The following is a 19,651-nucleotide window of genomic DNA, read 5'->3' as shown; positions in this document are numbered from 1 at the left end:
GATCAATGCCGCACGTGCTCGAACACGACGATCACGCCGGTCGGCTCGGGCTCGTGCGCCATCAGCCGCGTCAGGTCGGAATCGCCCCAATCGGCGAGGCTGACGACTTCGCCGCTCTGCCGATCGGCACCGGGCGATGGTGTGGGCTCGAGGACCTTGAGGCCCATCTCGTCGACAAAGAAGGTATGCTCGCCGAACATGCTGTTGAGCTGCGGCATGGCCGGATGTTCGTCGGGCAGCACCTGAGCGCCGAGCTGGTTGACGGTCTGCTTCACCTGTTCGGATGTGAGCTTCATGAGCTGCTCCGTTTCTGTCACGTCGGGGTTTCATTGGCCCAGGCGGGAGCACGCGTTCCCCGCGCCTTTGTCCGTCTGGTCGAGTCCGAACAGGCGCTGCGCTGGAATGTTCCGGTGAAATGTTTTTCGTGATCGCGCGTTCCATCCGCCGCGCTCGCGGCACGAGATCGCCACAGGATGCGCACGATCCGTCCTGCGGATGCGCGCTAATCGACAGCTTCGACGATCCGGATATCGCGATCCGCACCATCTCCGAGCAGGTCGTGCGCGGCCTTGTAGGCCGGGCTCTCATACGCCGCCTTGGCGCTCGCGACACTGTCGAACTCGATGAGAACGACGCGCTCCATCTGGCCGAGCTCGAAGACGGCTGCCGGCATCCCTCGCGCGATCACGCGGCCACCCGCCGCTTCGATGGCCTGGCGCGACACGCCGGCGTAGGCAGCCATCGCATCGGGGTTCTTGATCGCACGATAGGTTGCAACCCAATAGGCTTTTGCCATTGCTCTTCTCCAGTTGTTGTGAGTTTTAATCGCTGCGGTTCTCGCCCACCGACAGCGCGCATATGCGTGACAGATAAGTGTAGGGCAAGCCGGTCTCCCCGGCCCAGGCGTTGAACTGCGCCTGGACCTTGGCGAGATCGCCCTTCGACTTGACCTGTTCGGCAATGTCGAGGCCGGCATCGCGCAGGCAGGCAACCACGTCCCCGGACGTCACAAAGCCATCCCAGCCGAGGAAGCGCAGCAGCATCTGCCCGGTGTTGCCGCCGAGCCGGCTGCCGCGCTTGGTCATGAGATCGAGCAGGCCGATCTCGTCGGACGAGGGCCATTTCGCCAGGAACTTGCCGAAGCTGCCATGCTCCTTCCCGATCTCCTGCACGAAGGCGGCGTTGTCGCGCACCGACATGATCTTGGCACCGTTGCGCACGATGCGTGCATCGCGCAGCAGGCCTTCCCAGTAATCCTCGGGCTGAAAGGTGAGCTTGGCCGGCTGGAAATCCAGGAAGGCGTCCTCAAAGCCGGCCCATTTCGTCTCGATCACGCTCCAGGCAAAGCCGGCGCAAAACACCCGCTTGGTCATTTCGGCGAGGACGCGGTCGTCGCCGAGCTTGGCCAGCCGCTTGAGGTCCGGCTTTGCTGGCATCAACTTCTCCAGCGCCTTGGGCCCGCCCTTGCGCTTCTCGGCGCGGGCGCGAATGGTCTTGAAGGAGGTCATGCGGACACGAGCGGTTGAGGGCACGCCACGACACCAGAATTCGATCGACCGGTCCAGCCCCCCACGATTGACGAGAGGCAGCGGCCGTGCTGGTCTGCTTCTTGCCTTATGACATTTTGAGATTCCCAGACATTTTCAGTTTCGCGAACGGATTTTCGATGCGTTGCCTGGTCGTTGCCGACCTGCATTATTCGCTGCCTCAGCTCGACTGGCTCGTCAGCGCGGCTCCGCAATTCGACCTCGTGATCTTCGCCGGCGATGCGCTCGACATCGGCTCGATGGTGGATTTCCGCGCCCAGATCGTGGTGGTGAAGAAATACCTCGCCCTGATCGCCGCGAAAACCCGCGTGATCCTCTGCTCCGGCAATCACGACCTCGACGACCGCAACGCAGAGGGCGAGAAGATCGCACGCTGGATTTCGGAAGTGCGCGACATCGGCATCGCCTGCGATGGCGACAGCCTCACCATCGGCGACACCCTGTTCACAGTGTGCCCGTGGTGGGACGGGCCGCTGGTCAAGCAGCGCCTCATGGCCCAGCTCGGCGACGCCGCTTCCGGCCGGCGGCGACGCTGGATCTGGGCCCATCACGCGCCACCGGCGAATTCACCGACGAGCTGGGGCGGCAAGCGCTTCTTCGGCGACGTCGAGCTGGTGCAATGGATCATGCAGTACCAGCCGTCGATCGTGATATCAGGCCACGTGCACCAGTCGCCCTTCATCAAGGATGGCTCGTGGTTCGACCGGCTGGGCGAGAGCTGGGTCTTTAACGCCGGCCTGCAACCCGGCCGACCCCCGACCTACATCGTGCTCGACCTCGACGCGAACATGGCGTTCTGGCTTGCCGCCGGCGAGGCGCAATGGATCGACCTTAGCGCGCCGCTGAAGCGGCCCGCCACACCCATCGATGCGCCACTGGACTGGCTCACATCCTTGGATCGGATTGCAGATCCGAGCCTGGCGAGACCTCAACCGGCGGCAGGTTGATCATGCTCTGAAGCACCTCGCCGACCATGGCCAGGTGCGTGCCGTGCCCGGCATATTGCCGCTTGAGATCCGCGAGATAGGTGTTGGCGACGTTGAGACGCTGCGCCAATATTTTTGCGATGAGCAACGCGACGCCCGGCTCCTGCTTGAGGAACGAGGCGGCATCCTCGAATTCGTAGATGATGGAATCCGAGCAGGCCCGCACCGTCGCCGTATGCGGCTGCCCCAGCAGCACGGACATCTCACCCAGCACCGCGCCCGGCTCGGTGACGGTGGCGACCACCATCTCGCCCTTGAGCACTTCGAGTTTGCCCTGCATCAGCACGTAGAGATGGCCGGTGGTACCGCCCTCGGTGACGACGACCGCCCCGGCCTTGACCTGCCGTTCGGTCCCGCCCGTGCAATAGTTCAGAACCGCGCGCATCCTGCGAAGTCTCCCGCCACGGGCGGCAGTAGAGCACGATCCGCGCCGCGGGCTTGCTCAAATTTACGGCAAGCCCGGCTGACGCGACAAGCGCTTGGCGAGGTGGACCGACTGCCAGTCTCCCAGTCCGGTATCCCTGAAACCTGCCTTCTTCGCGAGGCCGCGCATCTCGGCATTGGTCCGGGCGGTCTCGGCGGCGATCATCTCGTGACCGAGATCGATCGCGCGCGTCTCCATCGCCGTCATCATCTGAAGGCCAAGCCCCATTCGCTGGAAGGCATCGGCGACCGAGATGGCAAATTCGCCGTGCCGGACGGCCTCGTCATAGGCGTATCGCGCCTCGCCGATGATCCGGCCCTGGCCCTCCTGCCTGAGCTCGGCGAGCAAGGTGAAGTGGTCGAGCCGGTCGGACTCGACGCACTCGGCCGCGACCACGGAGAGATCGGTTCGCGCGCCACTGAAGCGCTTGTTGCGCGATGTCGTGGAGAGGCCGGTGAAATAGACCGAGAGGCTCTCGGCATCGGATTGGCCCGCGGTCCTGATGCAGACCATGCCCTTCGTTGCGGCCAATTCGACCGGCTCGACGACGGCTCCCGGAAACAGCTGGGACATGCGTGTGATGCTTTCGGCAGGTTGCTGGGACTTGCAGACCTAGCCGAGGCCGCGCACCGTCCGCTTGGACGGAGCTGCCAATCATGCGGCTGAAAACGAACAGCTCGTTTTCATGTGCCGCGCCTCACACACGGGAGAGTGAAGGCACATCCTCGGGCACGATCGCCTGAAGCCCGCCGAAGCGGCGTTCGCGACCGTGGAATGACGCCAAGGCAGCGGCTAGATCGCCGGCATCGAATTCGGGCCACATCCGCTCGGTGAAGTGCAGCTCGGCATAGGCGCCCTCCCAGAGCAGGAAGTCCGACAGCCGCTTCTCGCCCGAGGTGCGGACGATGAGATCGACGTCGCGCAGACCGGCTTCGCCGGTGACGAGCTGCGAGAAGGCTTCGCGGGTGAGGCTCGTCAGTGCGGCCGCTTTCGCCGCGGCATTGAGGATGGCATCACGGGCGGAATAGTCGACGGCGATGCGCAAATGCAGCGTGGTGCCTCCAGCGGTGGCGGCTTCGGCGCGCGTGATGGCATTGGCAATGCCGTCAGGCAACCGGTCGCGGCGGCCGATCACAGTGAGGCGCACGCCGTTCTTGACCAGGCTCTGCACCTCGTTGGCGAGATAGAAGCGCAGCAAGGTCATCAGCGCCGCGACCTCGGCCTTCGGCCTCCGCCAATTGTCGGTGGAAAAGGCGTAGAGCGTCAGCGTGCCGATGCCCTGTTTTGGCGCGGCCTCGACGATGCGGCGGATCGCCTCGACGCCGGCCTCATGGCCGCGCACGCGCGACAGGCCGCGCCGCGTCGCCCATCGTCCGTTGCCGTCCATGATGATGCCGACATGAAGCTTCTCGTTGCGGGACGCATCACTTTGCATCGCAAAGTCTCCGGTCAAAAAAAGGGAGGGTCAGGTCGAGACGATACCGAGGCGGCCAAGCGGCGGCGCCTCGCGGCCGGCAGCCTTGGCGGCGTCGCGCACCAGGCGTTCGAGCACGGCGAGATAGTCGAGGAAACGGCGGCGGCCGGTCTTGGTGAGGCGGCAGGTGGTGTGCGGGCGGTTGCCCTCGTAGCCCTTGGTCACTTCGACCAGGCCGGCCTCCTGCAGCACGCCGAGATGCCGGCTGAGATTGCCGTCGGTGAGGCCGCAGAGCTGCTTGAGGTCGGCGAATGCCAGCCCCTTGGGATGCGCCATCAGCGAGGTCAGAAGCCCGAGCCTCGCCTTCTCGTGGATCACACGGTCGAGCCCTTCATAGGAAAAGGGCGCGCTGTCAATCTTCGACATCATGGCCTCCGGATGCGACATGGAGAATGCCCGCCATCACCGACTGCCCGATCACGAAGGGCAGGCCCATGGTCCATGGCGAGAGCGTATGGGTCTGGCTCGCGAGCACCACCACCACGAAGCCGGACACGAAATACCAGGCGCCCGCGAGCGCGACGGTGCGCGGCAGCGAGCGGACGGAGGCGAAAATGCCGAGCGACACCAGGATCTGCCACAGGCCCGGCAGCAGCCACAGCGTCTCGCCCGCGAACTTCCACAACACCACCGCGAGCAGCACACCGGCAACGCCTGCCGGCAGGAACTGCTCGGCCGCCTGGTGGATCATGGCGTCGGCCAGACCCGAATGATGCCGGCGCGAACGCGCGCGCATCTCGACCCCGATCATCAGGACGGAGAGCGCGGCGGCGATGAACCAGCCGAAGAAGAAGCCGAGCGGCTCGCCGGTGGGATCGTCCAGCAGCCAGAATTGCAGGATCGCGGTGAGCAGCGCGACCGCGCCGGTCGCGGCCATCGTCGCGGGGCCGTAACCACGGAACGCGGTACCGGCCGCAATCTGGCTGCGGATCGCCACGATGTCGGCCAGTGCCTTGTCGAGATCGCGCAACCCCAGAACCTCGTTCCGCCCGTGCAAGTGGGGAGTACCGCCCCCTTACTTTGTATTGCAAAGTATACGGCTTCGCAAAGTAAAGACAAGCCCGAAGTCGTTTCGAGCGACCCGCCGCGCCAAACAACTGCCGGTTGCGCGGCTCCCGGTTCCGCAGATAAGATGCGGCGCCAAAAGCGTTCCGGGGGCTGGTATGTGGCTTAGGTCTTTCATCGTCGCGTGTTTATTGCAGCTTGGTATCGCCGGAGCCGCGAATGCCGCGGGGCCGTTCGGCAGCGTCAACGTCGGCAACTGGATCGGCGGCGCCTTCAGCAATGACGAGACTGGCGCGTTCTCCCACTGCGCCGCGACGGCACCTTACTTGAACGGCGTCATCCTGGTCGTCGGTTACAACGCGGTCGGCACTTGGTCTTTGGCGTTTGCGAGTCCGAGCTATCGCTTCAAGCAAGGAGAGAACGCCGCAATCGACGTCATCTTCGACGGACAGGAGCAGGCTCGGCTGTTCGCTACGGCCAATCAGCCGAACATGCTCACGGCGGTCATGCCTACCAACGTGGTGCGCACGTTCCAGAAAGCAAACCTGATGGTCGCAACCAGCGGCCGCACGGTGCTGAATTTCGACCTGGCCTCGGCCGGAGCGGTGATCGCGGGATTGTCCAATTGCGTGACCAAGGTGAAAGCCGGTGGGCTCGACAAGGCCGGCGACTTCACCAAGGGTACAGCGAAGCCGGCCGCCACGGCGGAGAAGCAGCCGTCCCCACCGGCGGGCAAGCCCGTCAAACCCAAGAGCGGCACCGGCTTCGTGGTCAGTGCTAACGGACACATCGTCACCAACAACCATGTGATCGAGGGCTGCAGCGACATCAAGGGCAATCTCACGGGCGAGGCCACAATGGCGTTGCGCGTCGTATCGAGCGATGCAACGAACGACCTCGCTCTTCTGCAGGCGCCATCGACTGCAACGTTCAAGGAGGTGGCCCGCATCCGCGACCGCTCGATACGTTCTGGCGATTCGGTCGTCGCGATCGGCTTTCCCTACCGCGGCCTGCTGAGTTCGGACTTCACCGTGACGACCGGTATCGTGAGCTCGCTCAGTGGCATGCGCAACGATTCGCGTTTCCTGCAGATCAGTGCGCCGGTGCAGCCCGGCAACAGCGGAGGCCCGCTATTCGACACCACCGGGCAGATCGTCGGGGTGGTCACCGGAAAGCTCGACAATCTGCGGATTGCGGTCGCAACTGGCAATATCCCCGAGAATATCAACTTCGCCATCAAGACCGGCGCGCTGCGCGATTTCCTCGACAATTCAGTGGTGCCCTACCAGACCGCGGAGCCCAAGGGCGAGCTGAAGACCACCGACATCGCCACCAATGCCCGCGCCTACACAATGCTGATCTCGTGCAACGCAACAGAGCAGGCGGACGCAAAGCGGTAACGACGCAAACCATCGCGCGTAGCCGGGAGTGAGCGAGGCGCAGACCGGACTTCCGTCGGCGAGCTCTCAATACGGAGCGACGGGCCGCGCACGCCGCTGCGGCCGCGGTTGCGCCGGTTGCCCTTGGCCGTAGGCAAAGCGCGGATTGCGATCGCAATACAGCAGCCGGCCGGACACGCTGGCCTGGCATTGTTCATAGGTGCTGTAGGTGCATTCGCCGGGATAATCATACTCGCCGCCCTGGGCGCACCATGGGTAGTCCCGCGCCGCTGCGGGCGTGACGGTGGCGAAGCCGGCCAGAACCGCCGTGCCGAGCATCAGCAGCACCAATTGCGTCTTGCGCATGATCCAACTCCTCTCCTGCCGGCCCGATATACGGTGCCATCCATCATCAGGTTTCGCGGCGCCGTTTTATTCCAGATCAACGAAACAAACACGCAAGAAAAAAGCCCTGCCGGACGGCAGGGCTCCTATCCTCGCGATCACAAGATCGCTACTCGACCTTCAGGCCGGCGAACTCGACGACCTTCTTCCATTTCTCGGTCTCGGCCTTGATCTCCTCGCCGAACGCCTCGGGTGTCTGCACCCGCGGCTCGCCGCCGAGCTCGACCAGACGCTTGGTCATGTCGGGCTCCTTCATCAGCGCGTTGATCTCGCTATTGAGCTTGGCGATGATCTCCTTCGGCGTGTTCTTCGGCGCACCCATGCCGAACAGCGCGCTGGCCTCGTAACCCTTGACGGTGTCGGCGATCGGCTGCACGTCGGGCAATTGCGGCGAACGTTCCGTGGTGGTGACGCCGATGGCGCGAAGCGAGCCGGAGCGGATGTGCTGGATGATCGAGGGCATGTTGTCGAAGATCACCTGCACCTGGCCGCCGAGCATGTCGGTGATCGCCGGCGCCGCGCCGCGATAGGGCACGTGCTGCATCTTGCAGCCTGTCAGGGCCATGAACATCTCGCCGGACAGATGCACCGAAGTGCCGTTGCCGGACGAGGCCATGTTGACCTTGCCGGGATTGGCCTTCACGTATTCGATGAACTCGGCGACGTTCTTGGCCGGCACGTCCTTGTTGACGGTCATCACGTTCGGCACGCGCTGGAACGAGGCGACCGGCGCGATGTCGTTCACGAAGTTGAACTTGAGATTCTTGTAGAGCGAGGCGTTGATGTAGTTGGCCGGATTGACCAGCTGCAACGTGTAGCCGTCGGGCTCGGCATTGACGACCGATTCGGTGCCGATGTTGTTGCCGGCACCCGGCTTGTTCTCGATCACGAATTGCTGGCCGAGCTTTTCCGAGAGCCGCTGGCCGATCAGTCGCGCCAGGATGTCGGTGGCCCCACCCGGCGGATAGCCGACCACCCATTTCACCGGGCGGGCCGGATAGTCGGCGGCAAGCGCCTTCGACAGCGGGGTGGCTGCAAGCGGACTGGCGGCGAGCAGGCCCAGCGCGGTACGGCGAGTGATCATCTAAAGGGTTCTCCCAGTGTTGTTCTTGAAAGCCGAATGTCTTGAAAGTGGCGTCGGCGCGGTTGTAACAAAGCTTGCCGCAGGCGGAAAGTGCGCGGGGCGCATCACGACGAAAGGATAAGGCATGGTGGTCAAGGTCGAAGCTCTCGATCATCTCGTGATCAATGTCTCCGACGTCGCGGCCACGACGGAGTGGTACGGCAGGATTCTCGGCATGGAAGTCAAGGTGTTCGACCCCGGCGGCGGCAAAGCGCCGCGGACTTCGCTGCACTTTGGTAACCAGAAGATCAACGTCCGGCCGCGCGATGCCGACAAGGTGGAGTGGTTCACCGCGGACCACCAGACCGCCGGCAGTGAGGACCTCTGCTTCCTCACCTCGGCTTCACCCAGCGAGGTGGTGGCGCATTTGCAGGCACACGGCGTCGCAATCGAGGAAGGCCCGGTTCCCAAGCAGGGCGCGCGCGGCACGCTGCGCTCGGTCTATTGCCGGGACCCGGATGGGAGCTTGATCGAGATCTCGTCGTATGAGAACGGTGGTCGATAGGACCACCGCTGCCTGCTCCGAACACCGTCATTGCGAGCGCAGCGAAGCAATCCAGGCTGCCTCCTCGGAGGGATTCTGGATTGCTTCGTCGCGAGGGCTCCTCGCAATGACGAGGAGAGAGCGGGTGCTTCCGCCTCCCCGATTTGCTCCCCCGCCCCGTCCGATGGCAGGAAGACGCAATCATCAAAAGGCAGCCGTCATCAAGATGCAGGCTGCACGGGGAGGAACCATGTCAGTTCAACAGACCGCAGCCGGAATCGTCAGCCCATTCGATGGACTCGACGTACCCTGGCTCTTGAGGATGCGCGCCGAAGTGCGGCGCGATCACCCGTTCCTGATCTGGGCGCCGTTCGATGCGCCGGCACGGCGCTGGAGCTATGGCGAGTTTCACGAGCGGGTCGGCGCGCTCGCGGCGGGGCTGGCACGGCGCGGCATCAAGCCGGGCGAATATGTGCTCATTCATCTCGACAATTGCATCGAGGCGCTGCTGGCCTGGTTTGCCTGCGTCGAGTGTGGTGCCATCGCGGTCACCACCAACACCCGCTCGGCACCCGCCGAGATCGCGTATTTTGCCGATCATTGCGGCGCGGTCGCCGCGATCACGCAGCCGGCCTATGCGGAGATCGTCGCGCAGAACTGCCGCAACATCCGCTGGATGGCGGTGACCTCGCATGATGCCGGCGCAGCGCCCGAGCACCGCGTCTCGCGCGGCGACAGTTTTGAATCCCTGTTCGCCGACAGTGCCGACCGCCCCAGGCGCGCGGCCGATCCACTGGCGCCGTGCAGCGTGCAGTACACCTCAGGCACGACGTCGCGGCCGAAGGCCGTGCTGTGGACCCACGCCAACGCGCTGTGGGGTGCCAAGATCAACGCCGCGCACGAGGACCTGCATGCGAGCGACGTGCACCAGACCTATCTGCCGCTGTTCCACACCAACGCCCTCGCCTACTCCATGCTGGCGACGCTGTGGGTCGGCGGCTCGTGCGTGATCCAGCCACGCTTCTCCGCCAGCCGGTTCTGGGGCGTCGCGCGGGAGCACGGCGCGACCTGGACCTCGACGATTCCGTTCTGCATGAAGGCGCTGCTCGAGCAGGAGATTCCCAAAGACCACAGCTTCCGCCTGTGGGGGACCGCCATCAACGAGCCGCCGGCCTTCGCGGCCTTCGGGATCAAGATGATCGGCTGGTGGGGCATGACCGAGACCATCACTCACGGCATCGTCGGCGAGGTCGACCAGCCCAACATACCCATGTCGATCGGCCGAGCCGCGCCGGAATATCAAATCCGCATTACCGACGACGAGGGACGGCCGACCGAAATCGGCGACACCGGCAATCTCGCGATCAAGGGCATCCCCGGCCTGTCGCTGTTCGCCGAATATCTGCACAACGAAAAAGCGACGCGCGAGAGTTTCGACGCGGACGGCTTCTTCCTCACAGGCGACCGCGTCGAGCGGCTTGCGAACGGCTTCATCAAGTTCGGCGACCGTGCCAAGGACATGCTGAAGGTCGGCGGCGAGAACGTCGCGGCCTCCGAGATCGAGCAGGTGATCGCGGTGGTTCCGGGCGTGCGCGAGGCGGCCGTGGTGGCGAAGAAACATCCGATGCTGGACGAGGTGCCTGTCGTCTTCATCATCCCGCATGGCGGCGTCGCCGGCGCTGCGCCAGATCTGCACGAGCGCGTGATGGCCGCCTGCCGCAACGGCCTTGCCGACTTCAAGGTGCCGCGCGAGATCAAGCTCGTCGACGACATGCCGCGCTCGACGCTGGAGAAGGTGGCGAAGGCTGAGCTGAGGAAGATGGTGGGGTGAGTTCGGATTCGTAGGGTGGGCAAAGCGACGCGTGCCCACGAATTGAGTGCGATCGTAAAAAGCTCGCGGGCACGGCGCTATGCGCCTTTGCCCACCCTACGGCATCTACCGCAGCGTGATCAAAACGAACCCAGCGCCACGGGCCTGAACGCCTGCAGCAGCTGCTGGTCGAGCTTTCCGCCCATGCCTTCCATCATCGTGAAGGCGCGCGAGTGGGTGAAGGGCATGCGATAGGCGCGTTTCTCCACCAGTGCCGCGTAAATATCGACGATCGTCGTCAGACGCACGATGTCGCTGATCTGGTTCGACGAAAGGCCGTTCGGATAGCCCGAGCCGTCGAGGAATTCGTGGTGATGCAGGATCACGTCGAGCATCTCCGGCGGGAAGCTGCCTTGGGCTGCGAGCGCGTCATAGCCGCGGCGCGGATGTTCGCGGACCTCGGCCATTTCCTCGTCGGTAAGCTTGCCGGGCTTGTCGAGCAGCGCCGAGGGAACGAAAGCCTTGCCGACATCGTGCAGCAGCGCGGCGCGGGTCAGGCGGCGCTGGTCGTCCTCGCGCATGCCGAGATGCTGCGCGAAGGATACGGCGAAGCCGGTGACGAACAGGCAGTGCCGGTAGCTGCCGACATGGTGGCAGCCCACCGTGGTGAGCCATTCGCGCAACGAGGAGTGCTTGATCGCCTTCAGGATCTTGCTCTCGGCGGCGATGACGTCGTCAAAGGTCAAGGGCACGCCGAGTGGCAGCTTCTCGAACATCTTCGCCAGCACCGCGTGCGCCGCCTCGACGCCGCGGTTGAGCGTCTTGCCACGGTCGGTCGCGTCATAGGCGGCGGTGTCGGGGAAGGCGGCGCGGATGCGCTGGAGGATGGCTTCCGCCTGGAGCGGCCGCGAGATGGTGTCGGTGGCGCCCAGCGCCCAGGCCTGCATGGTGCCGTGATGCAGGGCATCGGCGAGCACGAACAGCCGCGGCATCGCGCGATAAGCATCGCCACGCAGCTTGTTGCGCACGCGCTGCACGCTCTCGGGCGAGCGCAGGTTGATGTCGACCACGAGGCCGGAGAGATCGCGCGAGGGCTGCTCGGGAATCTCTTGCGTCGTCACCGTCGAGACGTCGCCGACCGCCTTCAGGATGCTGGCGAGCTCGGTGCTCGCATCGCTCCGGTCGGAGGCGAGCAGAAGCCGGCGTTTGGCGGCGGTTTTGGCTGGCGCGTTCATGACTTCCCCAAAGCATGGGACTGGATTTGGCGTCAGCCTAAGCCTGATCAGGTTCTCCGGCCCTTAAGAGGCGTGCTCAATGGAACCTTCTGGAATTATGCGCAATTTTACGGATTTCGGTTTCGGGAGGCCGACATGCAAAATTTGCGAAAACAACCCCATGCACAGTAGAACGGCATTGATGGCAAAGGGGAATTTTGAACGCCTTTGCCCCCGCCGCTGCCGTCGGCTCCCCTTTCGTGGAGGGAGACAGCCACCAAAACAGATCCGCCGGAGGTTGTCCCCCGGCGGATCTTCTCATTCGGCAATCGCGTTGCGCGCTACGCCTTCATGCTCGCCTTCACGGCTTCCGCCGTAATGGGCAGTGCCCGCACGCGGGCGCCGCTTGCGTTGAAGATGGCGTTGCCGATGGCGGGCGCGACCACCGTCACCGCAGGCTCGCCGACGCCGGTGGCCTTCTCGCCATTGGCGATCACGGCGACCGCGACCTCCGGCACCTGGCTCATGCGCAAGGGCGTGTAGCTGTCGAAATTGGTCTGCTCGATGCCACCGTCCCTCAGCGTCGCCTTCTCGTACATCGCCAGCGACAGGCCCCACAGCGCCGCGCCCTCGACCTGGGCGCGGATGTTGTCGGGATGCACCTGGGTGCCGACGTCGGTTGCGACCGTGAGCTTCTTCACGGTCACCTCGCCCGAAGGAGCCACCGCGACATGGGCGACGCAGGCCGTCCAGCTCGCGCTTGCGCGCTCCTGCGACGACACGCAGGCGACGCCCATGCCCTCGCCCTTCGGCAGCTTGCGGCTGCCGTAGCCGGCAAGGCCCATCGCGGCGAGCAGCGTGTTGCGCAGCCGCTGCGCGCCGCCGTCGTTCTTGCCGGCGCCGTCGAGCAGCGAGATGCGGAACTGGGCCGGGTCCTTGCCGGTCGCAGCCGCGATCTCGTCGATCATGCTTTCGACGGCCCAGAAGGTCCAACCAGGTGCCACCGAGCGGAGCTGGCCGGACGGCGTGGCGTTGTGCGCGAGCTCGTTCTTGATCGCGCGCACATAATGGTTGGGCACCGTGTAGAAGAAGTCGGCGCCGTTGACAGTGAAGCTGTCGAGCGGCCCCTTCTTGTCGACCGAGGGCGTGAGGAAATCGGGGATCCCCCAGCGCGCGGTCGGCCAGGCCGACACGACGTCGTGGCTGAGCGCGGTGAGCTTGCCGTCGCCGTCCACGCCGGCTTTCACTTTCTGGTAGGTGAGCGGACGCGAGAAATCCATCGTCATGTCGTTCTCGCGCGTATAGATCACCTTCACCGGCTTGCCGACCGCCTTCGCCGCCTGCACGGCAGGAATCATCATGTCGGCATCGAGCCTGCGGCCGAAGCCGCCGCCGAGCCACATCTGATGCATCACCACGAACTTCGGATCGATCCCGGCAGCGCCGGCCGCGATCGCGCCGGAGCGTGTCGCGAACTGGTTGCCGGAATAGATGTGCAGGATGTCGCCCTTGAACTCCGCGGTGGCGTTCATCGGCTCCATCGGCGCGTGGATGTTGATGCTGGTGGTGTACTCGGCCTCGACCACTTTCGCCGCCGAGCCAAAGGCCGCATTGGGATCGCCGTCCTTGACGAAGAACTGGCCGGAATCCTCCAAGGCCTGAAGCCGCTTGGCCTCGTCGAGCAGCGACTGGCTCGACACCTTCGCGTTCGGACCGCCGTCATAGGTGATCTTCAGCGCCTGCGCCGCCTTCTTGGCGTTGGCATAGGTGCTGGCGACCGCGACGACCCAGCCCGAGGTCGTTCCGGTCTTGTCATCGAGGGTGACGGCCTTGATGAAGCCCGGCACCTTCTTCGCAGCCGCGTCGTCGACCGACTTCACGGTGGCACCGAAACGCACCGGCGGTGTCACGACCGCGCCATAGGCCATGCCCGGCAGCATGACGTCGATGCCGTATTTGGCCGTGCCGTTGGTCTTGGAGGGAATGTCGAGCTGCGGCACCGACACACCGATCATGGTGTATTGATCCGGTGTCTTCAGCTTGATCGCCTTGAGCTCGTCCGGCGTGAAGGTTTTCGTCGCCTTGCCGCTCTTGACGACGTCGGCGAACGACATCTGCTTCTTCGATTTCGCGTGCACGATCATGGAATCGCGCACTGCGAGTTCAGAGGCCGGCACGCCCATCGCGGCGGCGGCGCCCTCGGTCAACGCCATGCGTCCGGCCGCACCCGCCCGGCTCATCGCGTCGAAGTTCATCATGGTCGACCAGCTTCCGCCGGTGATCTGCGCGCCCAGCACGGGGTCGTTGAACTTCGGGTCGTTGGAGGCGAGGTTGACCCGCATGTCGCTCCACTTCGCACCGAGTTCCTCGGCCACGATCTGCGCCATGGTGGAGGCGATGTGCTGGCCCATGTCGGCCTTGCCGCACGTGACGGTGACCAGGCCATCGGGCGCGATCGCGTACCAGATGCTTGGCTCGAAGTTCGACGGCGCCGCGAGCGCTTCACCTATTCCGGGCACGCCTGCATAACCGAGCACGAGGCCGGTTGCGGCACTGCCCACGAGGAATGAGCGGCGGCTGAGGTCGGTCGCCACGGGGGTGACGTTTTTCACGTGCTTGTTCATGTGGGCCTCCGCTCGTTGCCGGAAGCGGATGCAGTGCGCATCTCGGTGGCGGCGCGCATGATTGCCTTCTGGATACGCGAATAGGTCATGCAGCGGCAGAGATTGCCGTCCATATGCGCCACGACCTCTTCCTTGGTCGGATTGGGATTCTTCGACAGCAGCGATGCCGCCTGCATGATCTGTCCGGACTGGCAGTAGCCGCATTGGGGCACCTGCTCGGCGACCCACGCCTTCTGCAAGGGATGATCGCCCTTGGCGGAGAGGCCTTCGATGGTGGTGATCTTCTTGCCGGCGACATCGCCGACCATGGTCTGACACGAGCGCACGGCTTCGCCGTTGACGTGCACCGTGCAGGCTCCGCACAGCCCGGCCCCGCAGCCGAATTTTGTGCCGGTCATCTGCAATTGCTCGCGGATCGCCCAGAGGAGCGGCGTGTCGTTCGCCGCATCCACGGACATACTCCGCCCGTTGATGGTGAGTGTTGGCATAGGCGTCTTCCCCTGCCGGTGCATGAAGCCGCTTACGGCGGCAACTTGAATGGCGGACGCCCACCGGGCTGGCGGCCCACCTTGGCGGCGAGAATGATCGGGTTCGGGTGCGGAGGCAAATGCAATTTGGAAGCAGTCGAAACAAACGCTGCGTCGCTACGTTGTGCGTTGCGAGAGCAGGACCAGAGCAGCGACTGGACGCAATAGAGAGCGTTGTCGGACATGCGTGCCATTGCGTTCAGGCAGTTTCTTCGAGGTAACTTGGCAAGCTAAGCTGCTGCCGCTGGCGCGACTTTCTTCTCCCCTGCGGGAAAGGGTCCACCGACGTCGTGGCGACCAATAAAAAGGAAAGGGCGGAAAACAATGCCAAGGATCGATCGGGACGGCGTCGGAATCTACTACGAGGTTCACGGCAACGGGCCGCCGCTGCTGCTCACCCATGGCTATTCCTCGACCTCGGCGATGTGGCACGGGCAAATCGATGCGCTCGCAAAGGACCATCAGCTGATCCTGTGGGACATGCGCGGCCACGGCCAGTCCGATTATCCCGATGATCCCGACGCCTACAGCGAAGCGCTGACGGTCGCCGACATGGCGGCGATCCTCGATGCCGTCGGCGCGGAGCGCGCCATCATCGGTGGCCTCTCGCTCGGCGGCTACATGTCGCTGGCGTTCTATCGCGCCTATCCGGAACGCGCCCGCGCGCTGCTGATCATCGACACCGGCCCCGGCTTCAAGAAGGACGACGCGCGCGAGGCCTGGAATGCACGGGCGCTTGCGACCTCCGACAAGCTCGATCGCGAAGGTCTCGACATGCTGAAATCGGCGACGCGCGAGCGCGCCACGGCCAGTCATCGCGACGCCAGGGGATTGGCGCTGGCCGCGCGCGGCATGCTGACCCAGCGGGATGCGCGCGTGATCGAACTGCTGCCCGACATCAAGGTGCCCAGCCTGATCGTGGTCGGCGCCGACGACACCCCGTTCCTCGCCGCGTCCGACTACATGGCGGCAAAAATCCCGGGCGCACAAAAGGTCGTGATCCCCGCGGCCGGCCACGCCGTCAACATCGATCAGCCCCAGGCTTTTGTTGACGCGGTGCTGCCTTTCCTGAAGAACTTGCCGGCATAGGCAATCAGGGACGCGGGACCATGATGCGAGCGATCTTCGCGGCGGGCGCAATGGCGGCGCTGTTGTCGGCAGCGCAGGCCGAACCCTTCGGGGCGGTGCCGGCGCGCCAGCCCTTCGTCACGACCTTGTCAAACAATGTTCCGCTCGTCTTCGGCATGGATGCCGAGCAGACCGCCCGTGCCCTCAGGCAACCCCTGCAATATGTGCGCGGGCGTCCCGGCAACGAAATCTATCTTGCCCTGCGTAACATCGGCGGCAGTGGCTTGATCCCCACCCGCCACCGCCTGTTCCTGCAATTCCGCCACGGACGGCTGGCAGGATGGAAGGAGGATTACGGCGAGAACTGGATGTGGGAGTAACGCGCAGCTCTCACCCCTCATGGTGAGGAGGCGCGAAGCGCCGTCTCGAAACATGAAGGCCCCGCTGCTACACCTCGGCTTTCATCCTTCGAGACGCGCGCAAGAGCGCGCTCCTCAGGATGAGGGGAGAGAGCTGAAATTTCCGATGGACAACCAAGAAGGACAACCCGCGTGGGACAAGACATCAGGCTGACGGCTTCCGACAACTTCCAGTTTGGCGCCTATCGCGCCGATCCCTCAGGCACGCCGAAGGGCGCGGTGGTGGTGATCCAGGAGATCTTCGGCGTCAATCACCACATCCGCTCGGTCTGCGACCGCCTCGCCGGGGAAGGCTATGTCGCGATCGCGCCGTCGATCTTCGACCGCACCGCGCCGGGCTTCCAGTCGGGCTACACGCCCGATGAGATCGCCGAAGCCCGCAAATTCGTCGCCAATCCCGATTGGGCCGCGATGCTGCGCGACACCCAGGCCGCGATCGATGCGGTGAAGAGCGTGGGCCCGGTCGGCATCATCGGCTTTTGCTTAGGCGGCAGTATCGCCTTCGTCGCGGCGACGCGGCTGTCGGGACTGAAGGCTGCGATCGGCTATTACGGCGGCGCGGTGGTGCGCTTTGCCGACGAGACGCCGAAGTTTCCGACGCAACTGCATTTCGGCGAGAAGGATGCGGGCATCCCGCTGACCGACGTCGAGACCATCAAGTCGAAGCGGCCGGACGTGGAGGTGTTCGTCTATCCGGGCGCCCAGCACGGCTTCCATTGCGACGAGCGCGCGAGCTACGACAAGGCCAGCGCCGACATCGCCTGGCCGCGCAGCATGGCGTTCTTTGCGAAGCATTTGAAGTAGCGATCTCTCACCGCCGTCAGTCCGGGATGCGCCGCGCAGCGGTGCAGGCCCGGAATGACGAGAGGATAAATTCGTTAGAACCAGCGCTCGCCGACGAACACGGTGTCGCCGGGGTTCAAGGGGGTGCCGAGCGGCACCACGGCGCGCATGGAGCCGCCGTTCTCGGTGTGCGTGATGGTGACGACATCGCGCTTGGCGCGGGGCGAGAAGCCGCCGGCGATCGCGACCGCGCTCTCGACCGTCATGTTCGGCACGTAGGGATATTGGCCGGGCGCGGTGACTTCGCCGAGAATGAAGAAGGGGCGATAGGACTCGACCTCGACAGCGACCGATGGCTCGCGGATGTAGCCGTTGCGCAGGCGCGCGGCGATTTCACCGGCGAGCCCTGCCGGAGTTCGACCGCGTGCGGGCACTCCGCCGATCAGCGGCATCGTGATCGAACCACCGGCATCGATGGCGTAGCTGTTGGTGAGACCTTCCTGGCCGTAGACCACGACGCGAAGCTTGTCGCCGGCGTCGAGATGGTAGGAGGCATCGTAGCGTCCTGGTGCCGCCATCGGGACAGCGTAGCCGACAGGCATGGGCGCAGGCGATGGAGCGAAGGAATTGGTGAGCGCGCCGATGGCGCCGCCGCCGTTGGCAACGACGACCGGCTGCGGAGCACCGTAGGGCTGGCCATATGCCATGGTGTCGAGATCGGCGCGCGGCTGCATCACCGCGACGGGACCGGCGGTCTGCATGCAGCCGCCAAGTGTCAGCGCGGCGGACGCTGCCAGTGACGCTGCCAAGATCGACCATCGAAACGCGCGTGCAACCGGCACCAGACCAATCCCTCGAAACGAGACGGGTTAAGTGATGCACCGGTTATGGTTAATAAAGCGTTGAGTTGGGGGCTGCGATGATGCTCGCCACTGGCGCGGCGCGCCCCCTCTCCCGCTCGCGGGAGAGGGCTGGGGAGAGGGTGTCTCCACATCGGGACAGCCCCCTAGAGGAAAGAACCCTCACCCGCATTGCATCTGCGATGCAATGCGACCTCTCCCGCAAGCGGGAGAGGTGCACCGAGTTCGTGGTTGGCTTACGCGCTCACACCGGCGCCGATCGGGCAGGACACGCCGGTGCCGCCGAGGCCGCAATAGCCGGCGGGATTCTTCGCCAGATATTGCTGATGGTAATCCTCAGCGAAAAAAAATTCGCCTGCCGGCGCGATCTCGGTGGTGATGGCGCCGAGGCCCTTCGCAGCAAGTGCCTTCTGATAGAGCGCCTTCGACTCGTCAGCCGCCTTCTTCTGCGCATCGCTAAACGAATAGATCGCGCTTCGGTACTGCGTGCCGAAATCGTTGCCCTGGCGCATGCCTTGAGTCGGGTCGTGGCTCTCCCAGAACGTCTTCAACAATGTCTCGTAGGAAATCTTCTTCGGATCGAACACGACAAGCACCACTTCGGTGTGGCCGGTGCGGCCCGAGCAGGTCTCTTCATAGGTCGGGTTCGGCGTGTGACCGCCGGCATAGCCGACGGCGGTGGTGTAGATGCCGTCGCCGAGCTGCCAGAACTTGCGCTCGGCGCCCCAAAAGCAGCCGAGCCCGAACACCGCCTGCTCGAAACCGGCGGGATAAGGCGGCTGCAGCTTGCGGCCGTTAACGAAATGGGTGGTCGCGGTCGGAATCGCTTGCGCACGGCCGGGCAGCGCCTCGGCTGCGCTCGGCAACGCGGTGGTCTTGCGCATGAACAGCATGATTTGATCTCCGAGGGAACGAGCTCTCCGTCGCCTGAGCCAGATGCCCGGGCGGCGTGCTCGCGATCAGGTGGGAATATAGGGATCTACGCTGGCGTGGGCAGTCTTGTTACGCCGCGCGTCTCGCGCGCGCTCAATCCCGGCGGGAATTGAGGATCAATCCCGGGAATAGCCGATCAGCGGTTTCCGCGGCCGGAACAGGATCATCAGCAGGATGCCGAGAATGCCGAGGACGGCGAAGACGGGCTGATCCAGCAGCAGGCGGATCACCGAGGTCCAGAGCCAGGGCGCCTTGGCCTCGACCCAGGTGCGGAATGCCGACTGGCTGGCCTGATTGATGTCGTTCCAGAACTGGCCGAACCGGGTGAATCTGAGGGTCTGATCGGCCACCCAGCGGGCGCCGTCATAGACCATGAAGATGAACCCGCCGGCGAGCAGCAACAGCCCAATCAGTCGGAAAAAGCCGCGGATCATGCCTCACCCTATATGGTCGTCCGATCGGAGAAGCCGATAAAACGCCGCCAGCCAATAGCCGGGAGACGGCATAAATTCAACCTCTTCAGGGCGTTACGGCGCCCCTGGAGAGCCCTCGAGGCCGCTTTTCCAGCTTGGAAAGCGTTGACGGT

General features: G+C 64.5%; 23 protein-coding genes. 7 read left to right on the top strand and 16 right to left on the bottom strand.

Annotation, left to right across the window (positions count from 1 at the left end; all coding sequences use genetic code 11):
- Positions 1 to 2: 2 nt before the first annotated feature.
- From C7G42_RS02325 to C7G42_RS02315, 3 genes are all read right to left on the bottom strand, one after another.
- Entirely contained in the window at positions 3 to 296 is a 294-nt protein-coding gene (locus C7G42_RS02325) for a hypothetical protein (protein ID WP_094976171.1), read from the bottom strand.
- 206 nt (positions 297 to 502) lie between these two features.
- Positions 503 to 796: a DUF1330 domain-containing protein gene (locus C7G42_RS02320; RefSeq protein WP_106947472.1), complete on the bottom strand. Its 294-nt coding sequence runs from the start codon at positions 794 to 796 to the stop codon at positions 503 to 505.
- 25 nt (positions 797 to 821) lie between these two features.
- Entirely contained in the window at positions 822 to 1,508 is a 687-nt protein-coding gene (locus tag C7G42_RS02315) for a DNA-3-methyladenine glycosylase I (RefSeq protein WP_199580601.1), read from the bottom strand.
- Positions 1,509 to 1,666: 158 nt separating this feature from the next.
- Between C7G42_RS02315 and C7G42_RS02310 the strand changes: the two genes are divergently transcribed.
- A complete protein-coding gene (locus C7G42_RS02310) occupies positions 1,667 to 2,494 on the top strand; it encodes a metallophosphoesterase family protein (RefSeq protein ID WP_106947470.1) in 828 nt (275 codons plus the stop codon).
- Here the strand turns inward: C7G42_RS02310 and C7G42_RS02305 are convergent.
- From C7G42_RS02305 to C7G42_RS02285, 5 genes are all read right to left on the bottom strand, one after another.
- Positions 2,433 to 2,918 carry a Crp/Fnr family transcriptional regulator gene (locus C7G42_RS02305; RefSeq protein WP_106947469.1) on the bottom strand — a complete coding sequence of 162 codons (486 nt, stop codon included), beginning with the start codon at positions 2,916 to 2,918 and terminating at the stop codon, positions 2,433 to 2,435. The genes C7G42_RS02310 and C7G42_RS02305 overlap by 62 nt on opposite strands.
- Positions 2,919 to 2,981: 63 nt before the next feature.
- Positions 2,982 to 3,530 (bottom strand): GNAT family N-acetyltransferase, encoded by a 549-nt coding sequence (locus tag C7G42_RS02300; protein WP_106947468.1) that lies wholly within the window; start codon positions 3,528 to 3,530, stop codon positions 2,982 to 2,984.
- A 124-nt stretch (positions 3,531 to 3,654) separates the two neighbouring features.
- Positions 3,655 to 4,392, bottom strand: coding sequence for a di-trans,poly-cis-decaprenylcistransferase (locus C7G42_RS02295; RefSeq protein ID WP_106947467.1), 738 nt, complete (start codon positions 4,390 to 4,392; stop codon positions 3,655 to 3,657).
- Between the two features lie 30 nt (positions 4,393 to 4,422).
- Positions 4,423 to 4,797, bottom strand: a complete 375-nt coding sequence (locus tag C7G42_RS02290; RefSeq protein ID WP_162308818.1) for a winged helix-turn-helix domain-containing protein — start codon at positions 4,795 to 4,797, stop codon at positions 4,423 to 4,425.
- The gene (locus tag C7G42_RS02285; protein WP_106947466.1) at positions 4,784 to 5,401 is read right to left on the bottom strand and encodes a hypothetical protein; all 618 of its coding nucleotides are present in this window, start codon (positions 5,399 to 5,401) and stop codon (positions 4,784 to 4,786) included. Before C7G42_RS02285 ends, C7G42_RS02290 begins: the two co-directional genes overlap by 14 nt.
- 193 nt (positions 5,402 to 5,594) lie before the next feature.
- On the opposite strand from C7G42_RS02285, the gene C7G42_RS02280 reads away from it, so the two are divergent.
- Complete coding sequence (locus C7G42_RS02280; protein WP_106947465.1) at positions 5,595 to 6,836, top strand: S1C family serine protease; 1,242 nt, start codon at positions 5,595 to 5,597, stop codon at positions 6,834 to 6,836.
- Between the two features lie 66 nt (positions 6,837 to 6,902).
- On the opposite strand, the gene C7G42_RS02275 is transcribed toward C7G42_RS02280, so the two are convergent.
- The gene (locus tag C7G42_RS02275; RefSeq protein WP_106947464.1) at positions 6,903 to 7,181 is read right to left on the bottom strand and encodes a DUF3551 domain-containing protein; all 279 of its coding nucleotides are present in this window, start codon (positions 7,179 to 7,181) and stop codon (positions 6,903 to 6,905) included.
- 148 nt (positions 7,182 to 7,329) lie between these two features.
- Complete coding sequence (locus C7G42_RS02270) at positions 7,330 to 8,304, bottom strand: Bug family tripartite tricarboxylate transporter substrate binding protein (RefSeq protein ID WP_106947463.1); 975 nt, start codon at positions 8,302 to 8,304, stop codon at positions 7,330 to 7,332.
- Positions 8,305 to 8,428: 124 nt separating this feature from the next.
- Here C7G42_RS02270 and C7G42_RS02265 point away from each other — a divergent pair, with 124 nt between their 5' ends.
- Positions 8,429 to 8,848 (top strand): VOC family protein, encoded by a 420-nt coding sequence (locus tag C7G42_RS02265; RefSeq protein ID WP_106947462.1) that lies wholly within the window; start codon positions 8,429 to 8,431, stop codon positions 8,846 to 8,848.
- Positions 8,849 to 9,077: 229 nt separating this feature from the next.
- Entirely contained in the window at positions 9,078 to 10,658 is a 1,581-nt protein-coding gene (locus C7G42_RS02260) for an AMP-binding protein (protein WP_106948814.1), read from the top strand.
- Positions 10,659 to 10,777: 119 nt separating this feature from the next.
- Here the strand turns inward: C7G42_RS02260 and C7G42_RS02255 are convergent, their stop codons facing one another.
- The 3 genes from C7G42_RS02255 to C7G42_RS02245 form a co-directional block, all read right to left on the bottom strand.
- A complete protein-coding gene (locus tag C7G42_RS02255) occupies positions 10,778 to 11,872 on the bottom strand; it encodes an HD-GYP domain-containing protein (protein WP_106947461.1) in 1,095 nt (364 codons plus the stop codon).
- A gap of 320 nt (positions 11,873 to 12,192) precedes the next feature.
- Positions 12,193 to 14,475: a xanthine dehydrogenase family protein molybdopterin-binding subunit gene (locus C7G42_RS02250; RefSeq protein ID WP_106947460.1), complete on the bottom strand. Its 2,283-nt coding sequence runs from the start codon at positions 14,473 to 14,475 to the stop codon at positions 12,193 to 12,195.
- Positions 14,472 to 14,963: a (2Fe-2S)-binding protein gene (locus C7G42_RS02245; RefSeq protein ID WP_106947459.1), complete on the bottom strand. Its 492-nt coding sequence runs from the start codon at positions 14,961 to 14,963 to the stop codon at positions 14,472 to 14,474. Before C7G42_RS02245 ends, C7G42_RS02250 begins: the two co-directional genes overlap by 4 nt.
- A gap of 363 nt (positions 14,964 to 15,326) precedes the next feature.
- Between C7G42_RS02245 and C7G42_RS02240 the strand changes: the two genes are divergently transcribed.
- The 3 genes from C7G42_RS02240 to C7G42_RS02230 all read left to right on the top strand — a co-directional run bounded on the left by C7G42_RS02240 (position 15,327) and on the right by C7G42_RS02230 (position 17,293).
- Positions 15,327 to 16,091: an alpha/beta fold hydrolase gene (locus C7G42_RS02240; RefSeq protein WP_106947458.1), complete on the top strand. Its 765-nt coding sequence runs from the start codon at positions 15,327 to 15,329 to the stop codon at positions 16,089 to 16,091.
- A gap of 20 nt (positions 16,092 to 16,111) precedes the next feature.
- Positions 16,112 to 16,450, top strand: a complete 339-nt coding sequence (locus tag C7G42_RS02235) for a hypothetical protein (RefSeq protein ID WP_106947457.1) — start codon at positions 16,112 to 16,114, stop codon at positions 16,448 to 16,450.
- Positions 16,451 to 16,621: 171 nt separating this feature from the next.
- Entirely contained in the window at positions 16,622 to 17,293 is a 672-nt protein-coding gene (locus tag C7G42_RS02230; RefSeq protein WP_106947456.1) for a dienelactone hydrolase family protein, read from the top strand.
- Between the two features lie 74 nt (positions 17,294 to 17,367).
- Here the strand turns inward: C7G42_RS02230 and C7G42_RS02225 are convergent, their stop codons facing one another.
- From C7G42_RS02225 to C7G42_RS02215, 3 genes are all read right to left on the bottom strand, one after another.
- Positions 17,368 to 18,114 (bottom strand): polysaccharide biosynthesis/export family protein, encoded by a 747-nt coding sequence (locus tag C7G42_RS02225; RefSeq protein WP_106947455.1) that lies wholly within the window; start codon positions 18,112 to 18,114, stop codon positions 17,368 to 17,370.
- A gap of 254 nt (positions 18,115 to 18,368) precedes the next feature.
- Complete coding sequence (msrA, locus tag C7G42_RS02220; protein WP_106947454.1) at positions 18,369 to 19,025, bottom strand: peptide-methionine (S)-S-oxide reductase MsrA; 657 nt, start codon at positions 19,023 to 19,025, stop codon at positions 18,369 to 18,371.
- A 156-nt stretch (positions 19,026 to 19,181) separates the two neighbouring features.
- Positions 19,182 to 19,499 carry a hypothetical protein gene (locus tag C7G42_RS02215; protein ID WP_028133689.1) on the bottom strand — a complete coding sequence of 106 codons (318 nt, stop codon included), beginning with the start codon at positions 19,497 to 19,499 and terminating at the stop codon, positions 19,182 to 19,184.
- Positions 19,500 to 19,651 lie beyond the last annotated feature (152 nt).

The sequence above is a fragment of the Bradyrhizobium sp. MOS003 genome (genome assembly GCF_003020125.1).
Lineage (GTDB): Bacteria > Pseudomonadota > Alphaproteobacteria > Rhizobiales > Xanthobacteraceae > Bradyrhizobium.
This window is presented reverse-complemented; position numbering and strand designations above follow the sequence as displayed.

Coding starts and splice junctions, on each gene's coding strand:
- C7G42_RS02320 (WP_106947472.1), bottom strand. CDS start 796: ATGGCAAAAGCCTATTGGGTTGCAACCTATCGTGCGATCAAGAACCCC.
- C7G42_RS02310 (WP_106947470.1), top strand. CDS start 1,667: ATGCGTTGCCTGGTCGTTGCCGACCTGCATTATTCGCTGCCTCAGCTC.
- C7G42_RS02325 (WP_094976171.1), bottom strand. CDS start 296: ATGAAGCTCACATCCGAACAGGTGAAGCAGACCGTCAACCAGCTCGGC.
- C7G42_RS02265 (WP_106947462.1), top strand. CDS start 8,429: ATGGTGGTCAAGGTCGAAGCTCTCGATCATCTCGTGATCAATGTCTCC.
- C7G42_RS02270 (WP_106947463.1), bottom strand. CDS start 8,304: ATGATCACTCGCCGTACCGCGCTGGGCCTGCTCGCCGCCAGTCCGCTT.
- C7G42_RS02255 (WP_106947461.1), bottom strand. CDS start 11,872: ATGAACGCGCCAGCCAAAACCGCCGCCAAACGCCGGCTTCTGCTCGCC.
- C7G42_RS02280 (WP_106947465.1), top strand. CDS start 5,595: ATGTGGCTTAGGTCTTTCATCGTCGCGTGTTTATTGCAGCTTGGTATC.
- C7G42_RS02235 (WP_106947457.1), top strand. CDS start 16,112: ATGATGCGAGCGATCTTCGCGGCGGGCGCAATGGCGGCGCTGTTGTCG.
- C7G42_RS02245 (WP_106947459.1), bottom strand. CDS start 14,963: ATGCCAACACTCACCATCAACGGGCGGAGTATGTCCGTGGATGCGGCG.
- C7G42_RS02215 (WP_028133689.1), bottom strand. CDS start 19,499: ATGATCCGCGGCTTTTTCCGACTGATTGGGCTGTTGCTGCTCGCCGGC.
- C7G42_RS02305 (WP_106947469.1), bottom strand. CDS start 2,918: ATGCGCGCGGTTCTGAACTATTGCACGGGCGGGACCGAACGGCAGGTC.
- C7G42_RS02315 (WP_199580601.1), bottom strand. CDS start 1,508: ATGACCTCCTTCAAGACCATTCGCGCCCGCGCCGAGAAGCGCAAGGGC.
- C7G42_RS02250 (WP_106947460.1), bottom strand. CDS start 14,475: ATGAACAAGCACGTGAAAAACGTCACCCCCGTGGCGACCGACCTCAGC.
- C7G42_RS02295 (WP_106947467.1), bottom strand. CDS start 4,392: ATGCAAAGTGATGCGTCCCGCAACGAGAAGCTTCATGTCGGCATCATC.
- msrA (WP_106947454.1), bottom strand. CDS start 19,025: ATGCTGTTCATGCGCAAGACCACCGCGTTGCCGAGCGCAGCCGAGGCG.
- C7G42_RS02275 (WP_106947464.1), bottom strand. CDS start 7,181: ATGCGCAAGACGCAATTGGTGCTGCTGATGCTCGGCACGGCGGTTCTG.
- C7G42_RS02240 (WP_106947458.1), top strand. CDS start 15,327: ATGCCAAGGATCGATCGGGACGGCGTCGGAATCTACTACGAGGTTCAC.
- C7G42_RS02300 (WP_106947468.1), bottom strand. CDS start 3,530: ATGTCCCAGCTGTTTCCGGGAGCCGTCGTCGAGCCGGTCGAATTGGCC.
- C7G42_RS02290 (WP_162308818.1), bottom strand. CDS start 4,797: ATGTCGAAGATTGACAGCGCGCCCTTTTCCTATGAAGGGCTCGACCGT.
- C7G42_RS02260 (WP_106948814.1), top strand. CDS start 9,078: ATGTCAGTTCAACAGACCGCAGCCGGAATCGTCAGCCCATTCGATGGA.